This is a genomic window from Streptomyces sulphureus DSM 40104 (assembly GCF_000381025.1).
Lineage (GTDB): Bacteria > Actinomycetota > Actinomycetes > Streptomycetales > Streptomycetaceae > Streptomyces > Streptomyces sulphureus.
Map to the genome: position 1 here is coordinate 126,983 of NZ_KB905816.1, position 16,824 is coordinate 143,806.

Sequence of the window (16,824 nt, forward strand, 5' to 3'; positions counted from 1 at the left end):
GGCAGCGGTGACGCACGGCAGGCCGAGCAACGAGGAGCGCCTCGCACAGCATCTGCGCACCATGAGCGGCGAGTTGAACGCCGCGCGGCGCCGCGTCGAGGAGCTGGAGGAACGACGGCGCGAGCCGATCGCCGTGGTGGGCATCGGCTGCCGCTACCCGGGCGGGGTGAGCAGCGCCGACGACCTGTGGAAGGTGGTCAGCGAGGCCCGCGACACCGTCTCGGGGCTGCCGGAGGACCGCGGTTGGGAGATCGCGGGACCCGACCCCGCGCACCCGGACGCCCCCGGACGTAGCTGCACCACCTCCGGCGGGTTCCTCCACCGAGCGGCCTGGTTCGACGCGGAGTTCTTCGGGATCTCGCCGCGCGAAGCCCGGGCGATGGACCCGCAGCAGCGGCTCCTGCTGGAAACGGCGTGGGAAGCGGTGGAGAACGCGGGGATCGCCCCCGACTCGCTGCGGGACAGCCGCACGGGCGTCTTCGCGGGCTCCAACATCCAGGACTACTCGCACGTGCTCGCTGCGGCCCCTAGAGCGGCCGAGGGCCACGTCGTCACCGGCACGACCGGCGCCATGGTCTCCGGACGGCTCTCCTACACGCTCGGCCTCACCGGCCCGTCCGAGACGATCGACACGGCCTGCTCGTCGTCGCTCGTCGCGTTGCACGCGGCGGTGCGCGCGCTGCGCGAAGGGGAGTGCACCGCCGCGCTGGCGGGCGGGGCGACGGTGTTGACGACGCCGCGCGCGTTCGGCGAGTTCAGCAGGCAGCGGGTGCTCGCCCCCGACGGCCGGTGCAAGGCGTTCGGCGCGGACGCCGACGGTTTCGGACTCGGGGAGGGCGCGGCGATGCTCTTCCTGGAGCGGCTGAGCGACGCGCGCAGGCTCGGCCACCCGGTGCTCGCCGTCGTCCGGGGCTCTGCCGTCAACTCCGACGGCGCTTCGAACGGCATCACCGCGCCCAACGGCCCCTCGCAAGAGCGTGTCCTGCGGGACGCGCTGGCCGCCGCCGAGGTGTCCGCCTCGGAGGTCGACCTCGTGGAGGCGCACGGCACGGGAACGAAGCTGGGCGATCCGATCGAGGTCCGCGCGCTGATGGCGGTGTACGGCGCGGCCCGGGACCCGGACGCGCCGCTCTGGGTGGGCTCGGTCAAGTCCAACCTCGGGCACACGCAGGCCGCCGCCGGAGCCGCCGGCGTCATCAAGGCCGTACTCGCGTTGCAGCACCGGGTGTTGCCGCCGACCCTGCACGCCGACGTACCGACGCCGGAGGTCGACTGGTCGGCGGGCACCGTCCTGCCGCTGGCGGAAGCGCGCGCCTGGAGGTCCGCCGGCCGGCCGCGGCGGGCGGCGGTCTCCGCCTTCGGCATCAGCGGCACCAACGCCCACCTGATCGTCGAGGAGGCGCCTCCGGTGCCGGCGCCCGACACCGCGGCGCCGGACGATCCGCCGCTCCTCCCCTGGCTGGTTTCCGCACACTCGGCCGAGGCGCTGGCGGACCAGGGCGATCGGCTGCTCTCGTGGTGCGCCCGCCGGCCGGACGCCGCGCCGGGGGACGTCCCTCGGGCGCTCCTCGCCTCCCGCGCCACCTTGGCGCACCGCGCGGTGGCGCTGGCGGACGGCGCGGGGCCGCCCCGCTCCGCGCTCCGCGCGCTCGCGGCCGGGGAGCCCCACCCCGACCTCGTACGCGGCCGGGCGACCGAGCCGGGCAGGCTCGCGTTCCTGCTCCCCGGGCAGGGGAGTCAACGCCCGGGCATGGGCGGAGAGTTGTGCGCGCGGTTCCCGGTGTACGCGGCGGCCTTCGACGCGGCCTGCGCGGAGTTCGACGCGCACCTGCCCCGACGGCTGCGCGAGGTCGTCCTCGCCCGCGCGGGCACCGCCGAGGCGGCGCTGCTGGACCGTACCGAGTTCGCGCAGCCCGCACTCTTCGCCGTCGAAGTGGCGCTCTTCGCGCTGCTGGAGTCGTGGGGCGTGCGTCCGGAGAGGCTGCTGGGGCACTCGGTCGGCGCGCTCGCCGCCGCCCACGTCGGCGGAGTGCTGTCGCTGGCCGACGCCTGTGCCGTCGTCGCCGCCCGCGGCCGTCTGATGCAGGCGCTGCCGAGCGGGGGCACGATGGCCGCGCTCCAGGCGACGGAGGACGAAGTCGTCCCGCTGCTGCGCGGCCGGGAGGACCGCGTCGGCCTCGCGGCGGTCAACGGGCCGCGGTCGGTCGTCGTCTCGGGGGACGGGGACGTGGTCGACGAAGTCTGCGCCCACTGGCGGGAGTCGGGCAGGAGGGTCAAGCAGCTCAACGTCAGCCACGCCTTCCACTCGCCCCGCATGGACGGCATGCTCGACGACTTCCTCGACGTCACCGCCTCCGTCGACTGGCACGAGCCGACGATCCCGCTCGTCTCCGACATGACCGGAGCGCCGGCCGGCCCGCGGGCATGGGGCGACCCCCGCTACTGGGTGGACCACGTCCGCAGGACCGTCCGTTTCCACGACGGCCTGGAGGCGCTCCGCGCCGACGGCGTCACCGCCTTCCTCGAACTCGGCCCCGACACCGCCCTCACCGGCGTCGCGTCGGACAGCGGCCGAGGCACCGACGTGCACGTGGCGTGCCTGCCGCGGGGGCGTCCCGAGGCGCACTCCGTGCTGACGGCGCTCGCCCGGCTGCACTGCCACGGCGTCGCCGTCGCGTGGGAAGCCCTCCTCCCCGGTCGGGGCCGCCCTCTGGACCTGCCGACCTATCCCTTCCAGCGGGAGCGGTACTGGCTGGAGCCGGAGGCCCGCCCCCGCGCTGCGGAGGAAGACCGGTTCTGGTCGCTCGTCGACGCGGCTCCCGAGGCGCTGGCCGCGGAGCTCGGCGTGGCGCCCGACGCCGAACTGCCCGCCGTGCTGCCCGCGTTGCGCCGCTGGCGGGACGGCGCGGCCCGGCGCACCGGCACGGACGCGTGGCGGTACGGCGTCGCCTGGCGTCCGGTGGGGTCGGCCGACGAACCGTCGCTCACCGGAAGGTGGCTCGTCGTCGGCGACGACGCGCACGGACTCGTGGCCGCGCTCTCCGGCCTCGGCGCCGAGGTCACGCACCTTCCCGCGACCGCCTCCAGCGACCGGGCCGCACTCGCGGCCCTGCTCGCTCCCCTGCCGCCACCGGACGGCGTCGTCGCCACGCCCGGCGCCGACGAGCCGTCGTCGGCCGTCCTCGCCCTGCTGCAAGCGCTCGGCGACGCCGGGTTCCCGGCCCCGCTGTGGTGCCTGACGCGCGGCGCCGTCGCCGTGGCGCAGGAGGCGCCCGACGTGGCGCAGGCCGCGGTGTGGGGACTGGGGCGCGTCGCGGCGCTGGAACACCCGGACCGCTGGGGCGGGCTGCTCGACCTGCCGGCCGCTCTCCCCACCGACCTCGGCCCGCTGCTCGGCTCCGCTCTCACGGGACCCGACGACCAACTGGCGCTGCGTGAGGGCGGCTTGCTCGCCCGGCGCCTCGTTCCACGCCCCGCGGCAGGGGGAGCGGCGCCCGAGCTGTCCGGGACGGCGCTCGTCACCGGCGGGACCGGCGGGCTGGGAGCCCGGGTCGCCAAGTCGCTCGCGGCCCGCGGAGCGCGGCACCTCCTGCTGCTGAGCCGCAGGGGCCCGGACGCCCCCGGCGCAGGACCGCTCCGCGACGAATTGGCGGCGCTCGGCGCCACGGCGACAATTCGCGCGTGCGACGTCGCCGACCGCGCCGCACTCGCCCGGGCACTCGCCGACGTACCGGAGGAGCAGCCGCTCCGCGCCGTCGTCCACGCGGCGGGCGTCCTCGACGACGGCGTCCTCGACGCCCAGACACCGGAGCGCCTCGCCACCGTGCTCGCGGCGAAGTCCGTGGCGGCACGGCACCTCCACGAGCTGACGCACGGACAGGACCTCGCCGCCTTCGTCGTCTTCTCCTCCCTGGCGGGCGTCCTCGGCACCCCCGGGCAGGGCAACTACGCCGCCGCCAACGCCCAGTTGGACGCGCTCGCCGAGCAGCGGCACGCACAGGGGCGTCCGGCGACGTCCGTCGCGTGGGGCCCCTGGGCCGAGGACGGCATGGCGCACGGCCTCGACACCGGCCGGCTACGCAAGAGCGGAGTGCGGCCCATGGACCCGGACCTGGCGCTGGACGCCCTCTGGGACGCGGTCGGCGACGGGGCTCCGACGGTGCTCGTCGCCGACGTCGAGTGGGACGCCTTCGCCGCACGCGCTGCGGCGTTCCGCCCGAGCACGCAGCTCGCCGAGCTGACCGCCGCCGCGGCCGGGCCCCGGGCCCGTACGCCGACGCTCGACCGCGACCTGCCGGGGCTGCCTCCGGCCGAACGGCACGCGCGGGTACGCGGCGTCGTGCGGGAGCACGTCGCGGTCACGCTCGGGCACGGCAGCGGATGGCGGCTCGATTCCGAACTCTCCTTCCGCAGCCTCGGGTTCGACTCCCTCATGGCGGTGGAGCTCCGCAACCGCCTCGACGCCGCCACGGGGCTGAAGCTGCCCAGCACCCTGGTCTTCGACCACCCCACGCCGGAAGCCCTCGTCGCACACCTGCTCTCCGCGCTCCTCGACGAGGCGACGACGGGCCCCGAGGCGGCGCTCGCCGAAGTCGACCGGCTGGAGGGCGTGCTCGGCTCGGCCTCCCTCGACGACGAGGCACGCGGGGCCGTCGAGGCCCGGCTGCGGGAGCTGCTGAAGCACTGGTCCGCCGGGCCGGCCGACGGGCCGGCGCTCGCCCAGGCGTCGGCCGAGGAGGTCGTCGACTTCATCAACGACGAACTGGGCATCGCCCTCGACCCCGGCCGGAGCCGGCCGACGCCGTGACCCCTCCCCGCGAAAGGTTCCCACGTGTCCACAGCACAGCCCCCGTCCACCGAGGACAGGTTGCGGTACTTCGTCAGGCAGCTCACGGGCGAGCTGCGGCAGGCCAGGCTGGAGCTGGCCGAGCAGGGGGCGAGGGGTACGGAGCCCGTCGCGATCGTCGGCATGAGCTGCCGGCTGCCCGGTGGCGTGACCCGTCCCGAAGAGCTGTGGCAGCTCGTCCTTGACGGCACGGACGCGATCTCCGCGTTCCCCACCGACCGCGGCTGGGACACCGAGCGGCTCTACGACCCCAGCGGCGACCGCCCCGGCACGACGTACACGTGCGAGGGCGGATTCCTCTACGGCGCAGGCGAGTTCGACGCGGGCTTCTTCGGGATCTCGCCCCGCGAGGCGCTCGGCATGGACCCGCAGCAGCGCCAGCTCCTCGAAACCTCCTGGGAGGCGCTGGAGCACGCCTCGCTCCTCCCCGCCGCCCTGCGCGGCAGCCGCACGGGCGTCTACGTCGGCGCCGCGACGCAGGGCTACGGGTTCGATGTCTCCACGGGCGGGGTCGGCGTCGAGGGGTACGGGATCACGGGGGTCTCGACCTCGGTGCTCTCCGGCCGCATCGCGTACACCCTCGGCCTGCAGGGCCCGGCCGTCACGATCGACACCGCCTGCTCCTCCTCACTGGTGGCGCTGCACCTCGCCTGCCAGTCGCTCCAGCGGGGCGAGACGGACCTCGCGCTCGTCGGCGGCGCGACGGTGATGCCGACGCCGAGCACGTTCGTGGAGTTCAGCCGGCAGGGCGGGCTGGCGCGGGACGGCCGGTGCAAGTCGTTCGCCGCGGACGCGGACGGCACGGGCTGGTCGGAGGGTGTCGCGTTCCTCGTCGTGGAGCGGCTCTCCGAGGCGCGGCGCCGCGGGCACCGGGTGCACGCGCTGGTCCGCGGCTCGGCCGTCAATCAGGACGGCGCCTCGATGGGCCTGAGCGCGCCCAACGGCCCGGCGCAGCAACGGGTGATCACCGAGGCGCTGGCGAGCGGCGGGCTCACCCCCGAGGGCGTCGACGTCGTCGAGGCGCACGGCACCGGCACCAGGCTCGGCGACCCGATCGAGGCGCAGGCGCTGCTCGCCACGTACGGGCAGGGACGTCCCGCCGACCGGCCGCTGCGGCTGGGTGCGCTGAAGTCCAACATCGGGCACACGCAGTCCGCTTCGGGGATCGCCGGCGTGCTCAAGATGGTGGAGGCCCTGCGGCACCGCACGATGCCGCGGACCCTCCACGCCGACACCCGCTCCCCCGAAGTCGACTGGGACTCGGGAGCGGTGGAGCTGCTCACCGAGAACCGGCCCTGGCCGTGTGCCGGGCATCCGCGCCGGGCCGGCGTCTCCGCTTTCGGCATCGGCGGCACCAACGCGCACGTGATCCTCGAAGAGCCGGAGGCGGAGCCCGAAGCGGCGTCGCCCGCCCACGCGTTGCCGGTGCCGCTGGTGGTCTCGGGGACGTCGCCGGACGCGGTGCGCGGGCAGGCGACGGCGCTCCGCACCCACCTGGCCGCGCACCCGGACCTGCCGACGGCCGACGTCGCGCGGTCGCTGGTGGCGCACCGGACCCTCTTCGACCACCGGGCGGTGGTACTGGCGGAGGACGGTACGGCGGACGAGGCCCTCGCGCGGGTGGCACCCGTCGCAGCGGGACGCGGCCGGGCCGGCGCGCTCTTCTCCGGCCAGGGCGCCCAGCACCCGGGCATGGGGCGCCGGCTCGCCGCCGACTTCCCCGTGTTCGCAGAGGCGCTGGACGAGGTCTGCGCCACGACCGACCCGCTGCTCGGGCGCTCCCTCACCGAGGTGATGTGGCGGGAGCCCGCGGAGGTCCTCGCGCGTACGGAGTACGCACAACCCGCGCTCTTCGCCTTCGAGTTGGCGCTGGCGCGGCTGTGGCGGTCGTGGGGGCTGCGGTTCGCCGCCGTGGCGGGGCACTCGGTCGGGGAGGTGGCGGCGGCCGTGGTGTCCGGGGTGCTCTCCACCGGGGACGGGGCGCGTCTCGCCGTCGCGCGGGGCCGTCTCATGCAGGCCCTCCCGCCGGGCGGGGCGATGGTCGCGGTCGCCGCGGGCGAGACGGAGGTGGCCACGATGCTGGAGGGTGAGACGGAAGCCGTGATCGCGGCGGTGAACGGGCCGAGCGCGGTCGTCGTCTCCGGCGCCCGGGCCGCCGTCCTGCGGGTGCGCGACTACTGGCGTGCACGAGGCCGCCGGACGCGGCAGCTCCGGGTGAGCCACGCCTTCCACTCCCCGCTCATGGACCCGATGCTCGACGGATTCGCCGAGGCCGTCGCCGAACTCGCCTTCCACCGGCCGGAGATCCCCGTCAGCCCCTCGGCCGACACCCCGCACCCCTTCGACTCGCCCGAGTACTGGGCGGAGCACGCCCGGCGCACGGTCCGCTTCGCCGACGCGGTGGCGCACATGCCCGAGGTCGACGTCCTCGTCGAGCTCGGCCCGGACGCCGCGCTCACCCCACTCGTCGACGACGGGCGGCCGGTCCTCGCCTCGGCGCGGCGGGACAGGAGCGAGACCCGCACCGTGCTCTCCGCGCTGTGCGGCGCCCACGCGCACGGCGTCCCCGTCGACTGGAGCGCGCTGCTGGGAGAGGGGCGGCCCGTACCGCTGCCGACGTACGCGTTCCAGCGCGACACCTACTGGCTCACGGCCGCAGGACCAAAGGCGCCCTCCCCACCGCAGGAGCGGTTCTGGACGGCCGTCGAGCAGGGCGACGCACGGGAGTTGACGGAAGCACTCGGCGCACCGGCCGAACTGCTCCCCGTGCTGCCGGAGCTCTCCCGCTGGCACCGCGAGGCGAGCGACCGGCTCAGGCTCGACGCGTGGCGCTACCGCGCCACCTGGCGGCCGGCGCCCCAACCCCGCAGCGCGCCCCGGGTCCCCGGCACGTGGCTGGTCGTCCTGCCCGAGCGGGACGAAGGAGCGACCGCCGGCCGGCTGCGGGCACTGACCAGGACGCTCGCCGACGTGGAGACGGTGCGCACCGGCCCCGACCGCGAGACGGCGGCCGCCGCGCTCGGTGCGGCGGCAGCGGAGGGGCCGACGCTCTCCGGTGTCGTCAGCCTGCTCGACACGGCCGAGGAGCTCCTCGTCCTCGTCCAGGCGCTCGGCGACGTGCGGGTCGGCGCACGGCTGTGGTGCGTCACCCGGGGCGCGGTCGGGGTCGGCCCCGCGGAGGCGCCGACGGACCTGGATGCGGCGGCGGTGTGGGGCCTGGGCCGCGTGGCGGGCCTGGAGCACCCCGAACGGTGGGGCGGGCTCGTCGACCTTCCCGCGGAGGAAGACGAACGTGTCGTCGGCTGGCTCGCAGGCGTCCTGACGGGCGAGGGGCACGAGGACCAGGTCGCGCTCCGCGCGGGCGGCGTCTGGCTGCGGCGGATCGAACCCGCACCGGCCGGGCCGCCCCTGCGTACCTGGGGCCCGCGGGGGACCGTCCTCATCACCGGGGGAACCGGCTCGCTGGGGGCGCACCTCGCGCGACGGTTCGCGCGGCAGGGCGGCTGCTCCCTCGTGCTCGTCTCCCGGAGCGGGTGCGCGGCGGACGGCGCCAGGGACCTGGTGCGCCGGCTCGAGGCCACCGGCACCCCGGTGCGGGTCGTCGCCGCCGACGTCGCCGACGGGTCGCGGATGTCCCGGCTCGTCGCCGAACTCGCCGAGGAGGGCGAGCCGGTGCGCGCCGTCTTCCACACCGCCGGCTGCGGGCAGAACACGCCCCTGGCGGAGATGACGGTGGAGGAGCTGCGCACCGTGTTCTCGGGGAAGGCCGCGGGCGCCCAGGTGCTCGACGAGGTCTTCGCCGACACCCCGCTCGACGCGTTCGTCCTCTTCTCCTCCCTCTCCGGCTTCTGGGGCAGCGGCCGTCAGGCCGCCTACGCCGCCGCCAACGCCCGGCTCGACGCGGTCGCCGAGCGGCGCCGCGCGCGGGGCCTCGCCGCCACCTCGGTGGCCTGGGGCGTGTGGGCCGCGTCCGGCATGCTCGACCCGGACGGCGAACGGGAGCTGCGCCGCCGGGGGTTGGTCCCCATGCCTGCCGAGGACGGCCTGCGCGCGCTCCAGCAGGTGCTCGACCGGGACGAGGGCACGCTCGCCGTCGCGGACGTCGACTGGGAGTCCTTCCTCGTCGGCTACACGGCGGCCGGACCGCGCCCGCTCGTGGAGGATCTGCCGCACGTGCGGGCCCTGCGAAGGGAACTGCCGCCCGCGCCCGGCGGTCCGGGCCGTACCGTCGCCGAACTCGCGGGCGAGCAGCGGCAGTCGGCGCTGCGCGCCCTCGTCGGGGAGGCGGTGGCGGAGGAGCTGGGCCACTCGGACCCGTCCGCGGTCTCCGACGCACGCTCCTTCGCCGAGCTGGGGTTGGACTCCGTCTCGGCGGTCGCCGTCCGCAATCGCCTGGGCCGCGCCACGGGGCTCACGCTGCCCGCGACGCTCGCCTTCGACCGGCCGACCGTCCCCGAGGTGTGCGCGTTCCTCGAACAGGCCCTGGACGAGGGCGGGTTCGCACGGCAGGCACCCGAAGGCCCGCGCTCCGCCGACGACGAGACGTTCGCCGCCGTCTACCGGGCCGTCGCGCTCCGCGGACGGATGACCGAGGTGGAGGCGCTGCTCACCGGCGCCTCCGGGGTGCGGCGGCGGTTCCGCGACCCGGAGGAGGCGGATACGGGCCGCGTCCGTCTCGCCGCCGGCGGGGAGGCGCCCGCGGTGGTCGCCTTCCCCCCGTTCGCGCCGGTCGAGCAGTCGCTCCAGTTCGCGAGGCTCGCGATGTTCTTCCGTGACCGCCGGGACCTCTCCCTCGTCCAAGTCCCCGGCTTCCAGCCGGACTCGGCGCTCGCCGAGACGCTGGAGACGCTCGTCGACGCGATGGCGGCGCAGGCCCTCCGCTGCGCGGAAGGGGAGCCGTTCGCGCTGCTGGGGTACTCCTCCAGCGGCTGGCTCGCGCAGGCGGTCACCGGGCGGCTGGAGGAGTGGGGCGAACGGCCGCGCGGCGTGGTGCTGCTCGACACCTACCTGCCGGACAGCATGCCCCTGAGCCTGCGCCGCGCGATGAACTACGAGGTCAACGAGCGGCGTTCGCGGTTCACCACGATGAACTTCACGACGCTCACCGCACTCGGCACCTACCGGGCCCTCTTCCGGCCGTGGTCGCCCGCTCCGACGAGCGCCCCCACTCTCTTCGTCGCCCCGCAGGACCGCATCCCCGGCGACCCGGCGGTCCCCCGACCCGACGACGAGGAGTGGCGTGCCCGGTGGCCGCTGCCGCACACCAGGGTCAGCGTCCCCGGCGACCACTGCACTCTGGTCGCCGAGCACGCCGACGAGACGGCCGCCGCCGTGCACGACTGGCTCGGCAAGGTCTGAACCGCACCCGGAAGGCGCTGATCATGGTCGCTGAAGAGGAACTGCTCGGCTATCTCAGGCGAGTCACCACGGAGTTGCACGACACCCGGAGGCGGTTGGCGGAGGCCGAGGCGGTGCGCGACGAGCCCGTCGCCGTCGTCGCGATGGGCTGCCGCCTGCCCGGCGGCGTCTCCTCGCCCGAGGACCTGTGGCGGCTCGTCTCCCTCGGGCACGACGCCGTCTCGCGGTTCCCCGAGGACCGCGGCTGGGACACGGCGACGCTCCACGACCCCGACTCGGCGCGCCCCGGCACGAGTTACGTCGACGCCGGCGGCTTCCTCGCGGACGTCGCCGGGTTCGACGCCGAGTTCTTCGGTATCTCGCCCCGCGAAGCCCTGGCGATGGACCCGCAGCAGCGGCTCCTCCTGGAGGTCGCCTGGGAGGCGCTGGAGAGGCTGGGCACCGACCCGGCCTCGCTCCGCGGCAGCCGGGCCGGCGTCTTCGTCGGCGGCGGCGCGCAGGACTACGCCGAGCTGGCGAGGACCGCGGCCGACACCGCCGGGTACCTCGCCACCGGCAACGCGCCGGCCGTCCTCGCCGGGCGGCTCGCGTACGTGCTCGGGACGGAGGGGCCCGCCGTCACGGTGGACACGGCCTGCTCGTCGTCGCTGGTCGCGCTGCACCAGGCGTGCCACGCGCTGCGGCACCGGGAGTGCGAACTCGCGCTCGCGGGCGGCGTGACCGTACTCGCCAGCCCGCAGGTCTTCGTGGAGTTCAGCGCCCAGCGGGGGCTGGCGCCCGACGGCCGGGCGAAGTCCTTCGCCGCGGGCGCCGACGGCACCGGTTGGGCGGAGGGCGTCGGGCTCCTGGTGCTGGAGCGGCTCGGCGACGCCCGGCGCAACGGGCACGAGGTGCTGGCGCTCGTCCGCGGCTCGGCCGTCAACCAGGACGGCGCCTCCAACGGGCTGACCGCGCCCAGCGGTCCGGCACAGCAGCACGTCATCCGGCAGGCGCTCGCCAACGCGCGGCTCTCCCAGACCGAGGTCGACGCGGTCGAGGCGCACGGCACCGGCACGGCGCTGGGCGACCCCGTCGAGGCCCGGGCGCTGCTGGCGACGTACGGGCAGGGACGGCCGGCCGACCGGCCGCTGTGGCTCGGCTCCCTGAAGTCCAACATCGGCCATGCGCAGGCGGCTGCCGGAGTGGCGGGCGTCATCAAGACGGTGCTGGCGCTGCGGCACGGCGTGCTGCCGAAAACGCTCCATGTAAACGCGCCCACCCCGCACGTCGACTGGTCCTCGGGGGCGGTCTCCCTGCTCACCGAGGCGCAGGAGTGGCCCGCGCGGGACGGCAGGCCGAGGCGGGCGGGCGTCTCGTCCTTCGGTGTCAGCGGCACCAACGCACACGTGGTCCTGGAGGAGTCCCCGGACTCCCCGGCGCCGCCGACCGCGCACCCGGAGCCCGCCGTTGCGCTGCCGTGGGTGCTGTCGGCGAGGACGCCGCAGGCGCTCAGGGACCAGGCCGAACGGCTCCACTCGTGGACCGACGAGGCGGACGGGCCCGAGGGCGACGCCGCTCCGGCCGCCGTCGGCGCTGCGCTCCTGCGGAGCAGGACGGTCCTGGAGCACCGCGCCGTCGTCGTCGGCGACAGCCGGGACGCGCTGCGGGCGGGGCTCGCCCGGCTGTCCGGCGCCGAGGCGAGCACCGTGCGTTCCACCCGGCCGGTCTCCGGCCTCGCCGACGCCGGTGAGCGCGTCGTCCTCGTCTTCCCCGGACAGGGCGCGCAGTGGGACGGAATGGCACGGTCGCTCCTCGCCACCTCGCCGGTCTTCGCCGACCGGCTCGGGGAGTGCGCCGACGTCCTCGACCCGATGACCGGCTGGGCCCTGCTCGACGTGCTGGCGGGCAAGCCGGGCGCCCCCGCGCTCGACCGGGTCGACGTGGTGCAGCCCGCGCTCTTCGCCGTGGGGGTGGCGCTCGCCGCACTGTGGCGCGCCGGCGGCGTGGGGCCCGCCGCCGTCATGGGCCACTCGCAGGGCGAGATCGCCGCCGCCTGCGTGGCTGGGGCACTCTCCCTCGCGGACGCGGCGCGTGTGGTGGTCACGCGCTCCAGGGCGCTGCGGGTGCTGTCGGGGACGGGCGGCATGCTCTCCGTCTCCGCGTCCGCCGAGGACGTGGCACGCCTGATCGCCGACGGCTACGGGGAGTTGGCGACGGCGTCCGTCAACGCGCGGGAGATCACGGTGGTTTCGGGTGAGATCTCCGCGCTGCGGCGGTTCGCCGCGGAGCGCGAGGCCGCCGGGACGCACGTGCGCTGGATCGCCGTCGACTACGGGTCCCACTCGGTCCAGGTGGAGGCCGTCGAGGCGGAACTCGCCGCGGAGTTGGCCGGCATCCGGCCGTGCCCGACCGCCACACCGATGTTCTCGACCGTCGACGCCGACTGGGCGGACGGCACCCGGCTCGACGCCGCCTACTGGTACCGCAACCTGCGCCGCACCGTCCTCTTCGCGCCCGCCGTCGAGAAGTTGGCGGAGCAGGGCCACGACACCTTCATCGAGGTCAGCCCGCACCCGGTGCTGACCACGGGCATCGAGGAGACGCTGCGGGAGGCGGGACCCGCGCGGCCGTGCGCGGTCACCGGCACCCTCAGGCGGGACGAGGGCGGCCGGGACGCGTTCCTCCGCGCGATGGCCGAGGCGTGGGTCCGCGGTGTGGCCGTCGACTGGGCCACCGCACTCCCCGAGGGCGCCGAGCACCGGGCGACGCTGCCCACCTACCCGTTCCAGCACCGCCGTTACTGGCCCGAAGCGGCGGCCGGCGCCGGCGACGTGACCGCCGCTGGGCTCGACCGGGCCGCGCACCCGCTGCTCGGCGCCCTCGTCGCGCCGGCCGAGGGCGACGGTGTGCAGTGCACGGGGCGGCTCTCGCGCTCCGGGCACCCCTGGCTCGCCGAGCACACCGTCGCAGGCGCCGTGCTGCTGCCCGGCACGGCGTTCGTCGAACTCGCCCTGCACGCGGGGGCGTTGGCGGACTGCCCGCGCGTCGAGCAGCTCACCCTGGAGGCGCCGCTGGAGCTGAGCGACGACGGTGCGCGCCAGTTGCGCGTCGAGGTCGGCGAGGCGGACGCCGACGGGCGGCGCAGGGTGCGCGTGTGGTCGCGGCCGGAGGGCACGGGGGCGGACTGGACGCTGCACGCCGCAGGCGCGGTCTCGCCCGCAGCCGGCGCGCAGGAGCCGGACCCGGCGCAGTGGCCGCCTCCCGACGCCGTCCCGCTGGACACGGACGACCTCTACACCGGGTTCGCCGAGGCGGGACTCGGCTACGGACCGCTCTTCCGGTCGGTGCGCGCGGCGTGGTCGGCAGGCGAGGACGTGTACGCCGAGGTGGCACTGCCCGAGGAGACCGCCACGGACGGCTTCGCGCTCCATCCGGCGCTCTTCGACGCGAGCCTCCACCCCGTCGCGCTCCTCCCCCGGCAGGCTCCGGAGCCAGAGGTGCTGCTCCCCTTCCATTGGGAGGGCGTCACCGTGCACGCGGTCGGCGCTTCCGCACTGCGCGTCCGACTGTCGCGCAGGGGAGCGGACTCCTTCGCTCTGCACCTCTCCGACCCTGCGGGCGGCCCCGTGCTGTCGGTCGACGCGCTGACCCTGCGGCCACGCCCCGCGGACCCGTCGCGCCGTACCGCCGCGCCCGACGGCCTCTTCCGCCTCGCCTGGCCGCCGTCCCCGACCACCGTCGCCCCCGGAAAGCCCTCGCTGGTCTTCCTCGAAGGGGAGCGGGCGGATGTCCTCTCCTCGTGCGAAGCCGGTGCGGTCCCGGACGCCGTGGTGGCCCGATGGGACGCCGACAGGGACTCGCTGGAGACCGTACTCGCGCTGCTCCAGGCGTGGTTGGGCCAGGAGCGCCCGGTCGACTCGCGTCTGGTGCTGCTCACCGAGGGCGCGGTCCGGGCCGGCGCGGAGCCGCGGCCCGTCGACCCGGTGCAGGCAGCCGCGTGGGGGCTGGTCCGCTCCGCACAGGCGGAGAACCCGGGCCGCCTCCTCCTCGTCGACGTGGACGACCTGTCGGGCGGGGAAGCGGCGCTCGCGGCGGCGCTCGCTTCCGGGGACGAACAGTGCGCGGTGCGCGACGGCGTCGTCCACGTCCCCCGGCTGGTGAGGGCCGAGCCGCGCGGTGCGCTCGCGCCGCCCGAGGCGTCCGCCTGGCGGCTGACGACGGGCGGGCACGAGACCGTCGACGCGCTCTCGCTCACCGAGGCCCCCGACGCCCGGGCACCGCTCGCACCCGGCGGGGTCCGGGTCGCCGTACGGGCGGCGGGCCTCAACTTCCGGGACGCGCTCCTCGCGCTCGGCATGTATCCCGGCGGCGGAGTGCTCGGCAGCGAGGCCGCGGGCGTGGTCGTGGAGTGCGCCCCCGACGTCACCGAAGTGCGCCCGGGCGACCGCGTCTTCGGCGTCGTGCCCGGCTCCCTCGGGACGCTCGTCGTCGCGGACCGGCGCACCCTCGCACCCGTGCCCGAGGGGTGGAGCTTCGCGCAGGCCGCTGCCGTGCCGGTGGCCTTCCTCACCGCCTACTACGCGCTCGTGGACCTCGCCCGCACGCGCCCGGGGGACGCGGTCCTCGTCCACGCCGCCGCCGGCGGCGTCGGCACGGCGGCCGTCCAACTCGCCCGCCACCTCGGCGCCGAGGTCTTCGGCACGGCGAGCCCGGGCAAGTGGGAGACGCTGCGGCGGGCCGGCCTCGACGACGACCACCTCGCCTCCTCCCGGACGACGGAGTTCGCCGCGCTCTTCCGCGGGGCGACGGGCGACCGCGGGATGGACGTCGTACTGAACTCGCTCACCGGCGAGTTCGTGGACGCCTCCCTCGACCTGTGCGCGGCGGGCGCCCGGTTCGTCGAGCTGGGCAAAACCGATGTGCGCGACGCCGCGGAGCTCGCCGAACGGTCCGTCGGCTACCGGGCCTTCGACCTGATGGAAGCCGGCCCCGACCGCATCCGGCAGATGCTCGCCGCGCTCCTCGAGCTCTTCGCAGCAGGCACCCTGACGCCCCCACCGGTCACGGTCCGGGACATCCGTGAGGCGCCCGACGCGTTCCGCGACCTCGCGCAGGCCCGCCGCACGGGCAAGCTCGTCCTCACCGTGCCCCGCGCGCCGGACCCGGACGGCACCGTGCTCGTCACCGGCGGCACCGGCACGCTCGGCGGCCTCGTCGCCCGCCGCCTCGTCACCGCGCACGGCGCACGGCACCTGCTCCTGGTGAGCCGGCGCGGCGAGGACGCGCCCGGAGTGGCCGCGCTCCGGCGGGAATTGACCGGACTGGGCGCCGTCGTCACCGTCGCGGCGTGCGACGTCACGGACCGGAGGGCGCTGCGGGAGATGCTGGCTGCCGTGCCCGCCGCGCATCCGCTCACCGCGGTCGTCCACGCGGCAGGCGTCCTCGACGACGGACTCGTGGGGGCGCTGACACCGGAGCGGCTGCACCGTGTGACGGGCCCCAAGGCCGACGCGGCGTGGGCGCTCCACGAGGAGACCTGCGACGCGGACCTCGCGGCCTTCGTCACCTTCTCCTCCGCGGCAGGGCTCATGGGCGCCCCTGGCCAGGGCAACTACGCGGCGGCCAACGCCTTCCTCGACGGGCTCGCCCAACTCCGCCGCGCGCAGGGCCTCCCCGGGCTCTCCCTCGCCTGGGGGTTCTGGGAGGAGGCGAGCGGCATGACGGAGCACCTCGGCGACGCCGAGCTGCGGCGGCTCGCCCGCAACGGCATACTGCCGCTGCCCTCGGCGCAGGGCCTCGAGCTGTTCGACGCGGCACTCGCCGCGGACCACCACGGCGTCCTCGCGCCGGTCCGGCTGAGCATGCGCGCGCTGCGCGCCCGGGCCGCGGACGACGCGCTGCCGCCGCTGCTCCACCGGCTCGCCGGGGTGGGAGCACTGCGGACGGCCGCAGGCGCCACCTCCGCCGGGGGTTCCCTCGTACGGCGGCTCGCCGGGCTCGCGCCTGCACAACGCAGGGAGATGTGCCTGGAGTTCGTCCGGCGGGAGGCCGCCGCCGTCCTCGGGTACGGGGAGGGAACCCCGCTCGAAGCCGACCAGGCGTTCAGGGACCTGGGCTTCGACTCGCTCACCGCCGTGGAGCTCCGCAACCGGGTCAACCGGGCGACCGGTCTCCGGCTGCCCGTCACGCTCGTCTTCGACGTCCCCACCGCTCGCGCCCTCGCCGAGCTGCTCGACACCGACCTGGCGCCCGCCGGCTCCGGCGCACCGGGCGGCCTGGACGAGGCGTTGGACCACTTGGAGGAGCAACTGACCGCCCTCCACGAGGACTTCCCCGAGCGCGACCGCATCACCTCGCGTCTGCGGTCGCTGGCGCAGCGGTGGACCGACCGGCGCCGCACGCCCGCGCAGCCCACCGCCGACGACAGCTCCGACATCGAACTCGCCGACGACGAGGAGATCTTCGATCTGATCGACAGGGAGCTCGGCACCGCCTGACGGAGGGCGGGACCGAGTCGCACGGCCCCCCTCACCGGCCCAAGGCGCGTACGCCCGAGCCTCAGGCGACCGAACCGGCTCAGGGGCCGTCGAGTGCTCCACCGACGCACGCCCCGCCTGCCGAAGCACACCGCAACGGCGGCC

The 16,824-nt window shown here is 76.1% G+C and carries 2 protein-coding genes and 1 pseudogene; all 3 read left to right on the forward strand.

Annotation, left to right across the window (positions count from 1 at the left end; genetic code table 11):
- The first annotated feature begins 7 nt into the window (after positions 1-7).
- The 3 genes and pseudogenes from F603_RS0112485 to F603_RS0112495 all read left to right on the forward strand — a co-directional run bounded on the left by F603_RS0112485 (position 8) and on the right by F603_RS0112495 (position 16,680).
- The gene (locus tag F603_RS0112485) at positions 8-4,807 is read left to right on the forward strand and encodes a type I polyketide synthase (RefSeq protein ID WP_019546342.1); all 4,800 of its coding nucleotides are present in this window, start codon (positions 8-10) and stop codon (positions 4,805-4,807) included.
- Between the two features lie 141 nt (positions 4,808-4,948).
- A pseudogene (locus F603_RS0112490) lies at positions 4,949-10,204 on the forward strand (type I polyketide synthase); the annotation flags it as partial.
- A gap of 41 nt (positions 10,205-10,245) precedes the next feature.
- Positions 10,246-16,680, forward strand: coding sequence for an SDR family NAD(P)-dependent oxidoreductase (locus tag F603_RS0112495; RefSeq protein ID WP_425426976.1), 6,435 nt, complete (start codon positions 10,246-10,248; stop codon positions 16,678-16,680).
- Positions 16,681-16,824 lie beyond the last annotated feature (144 nt).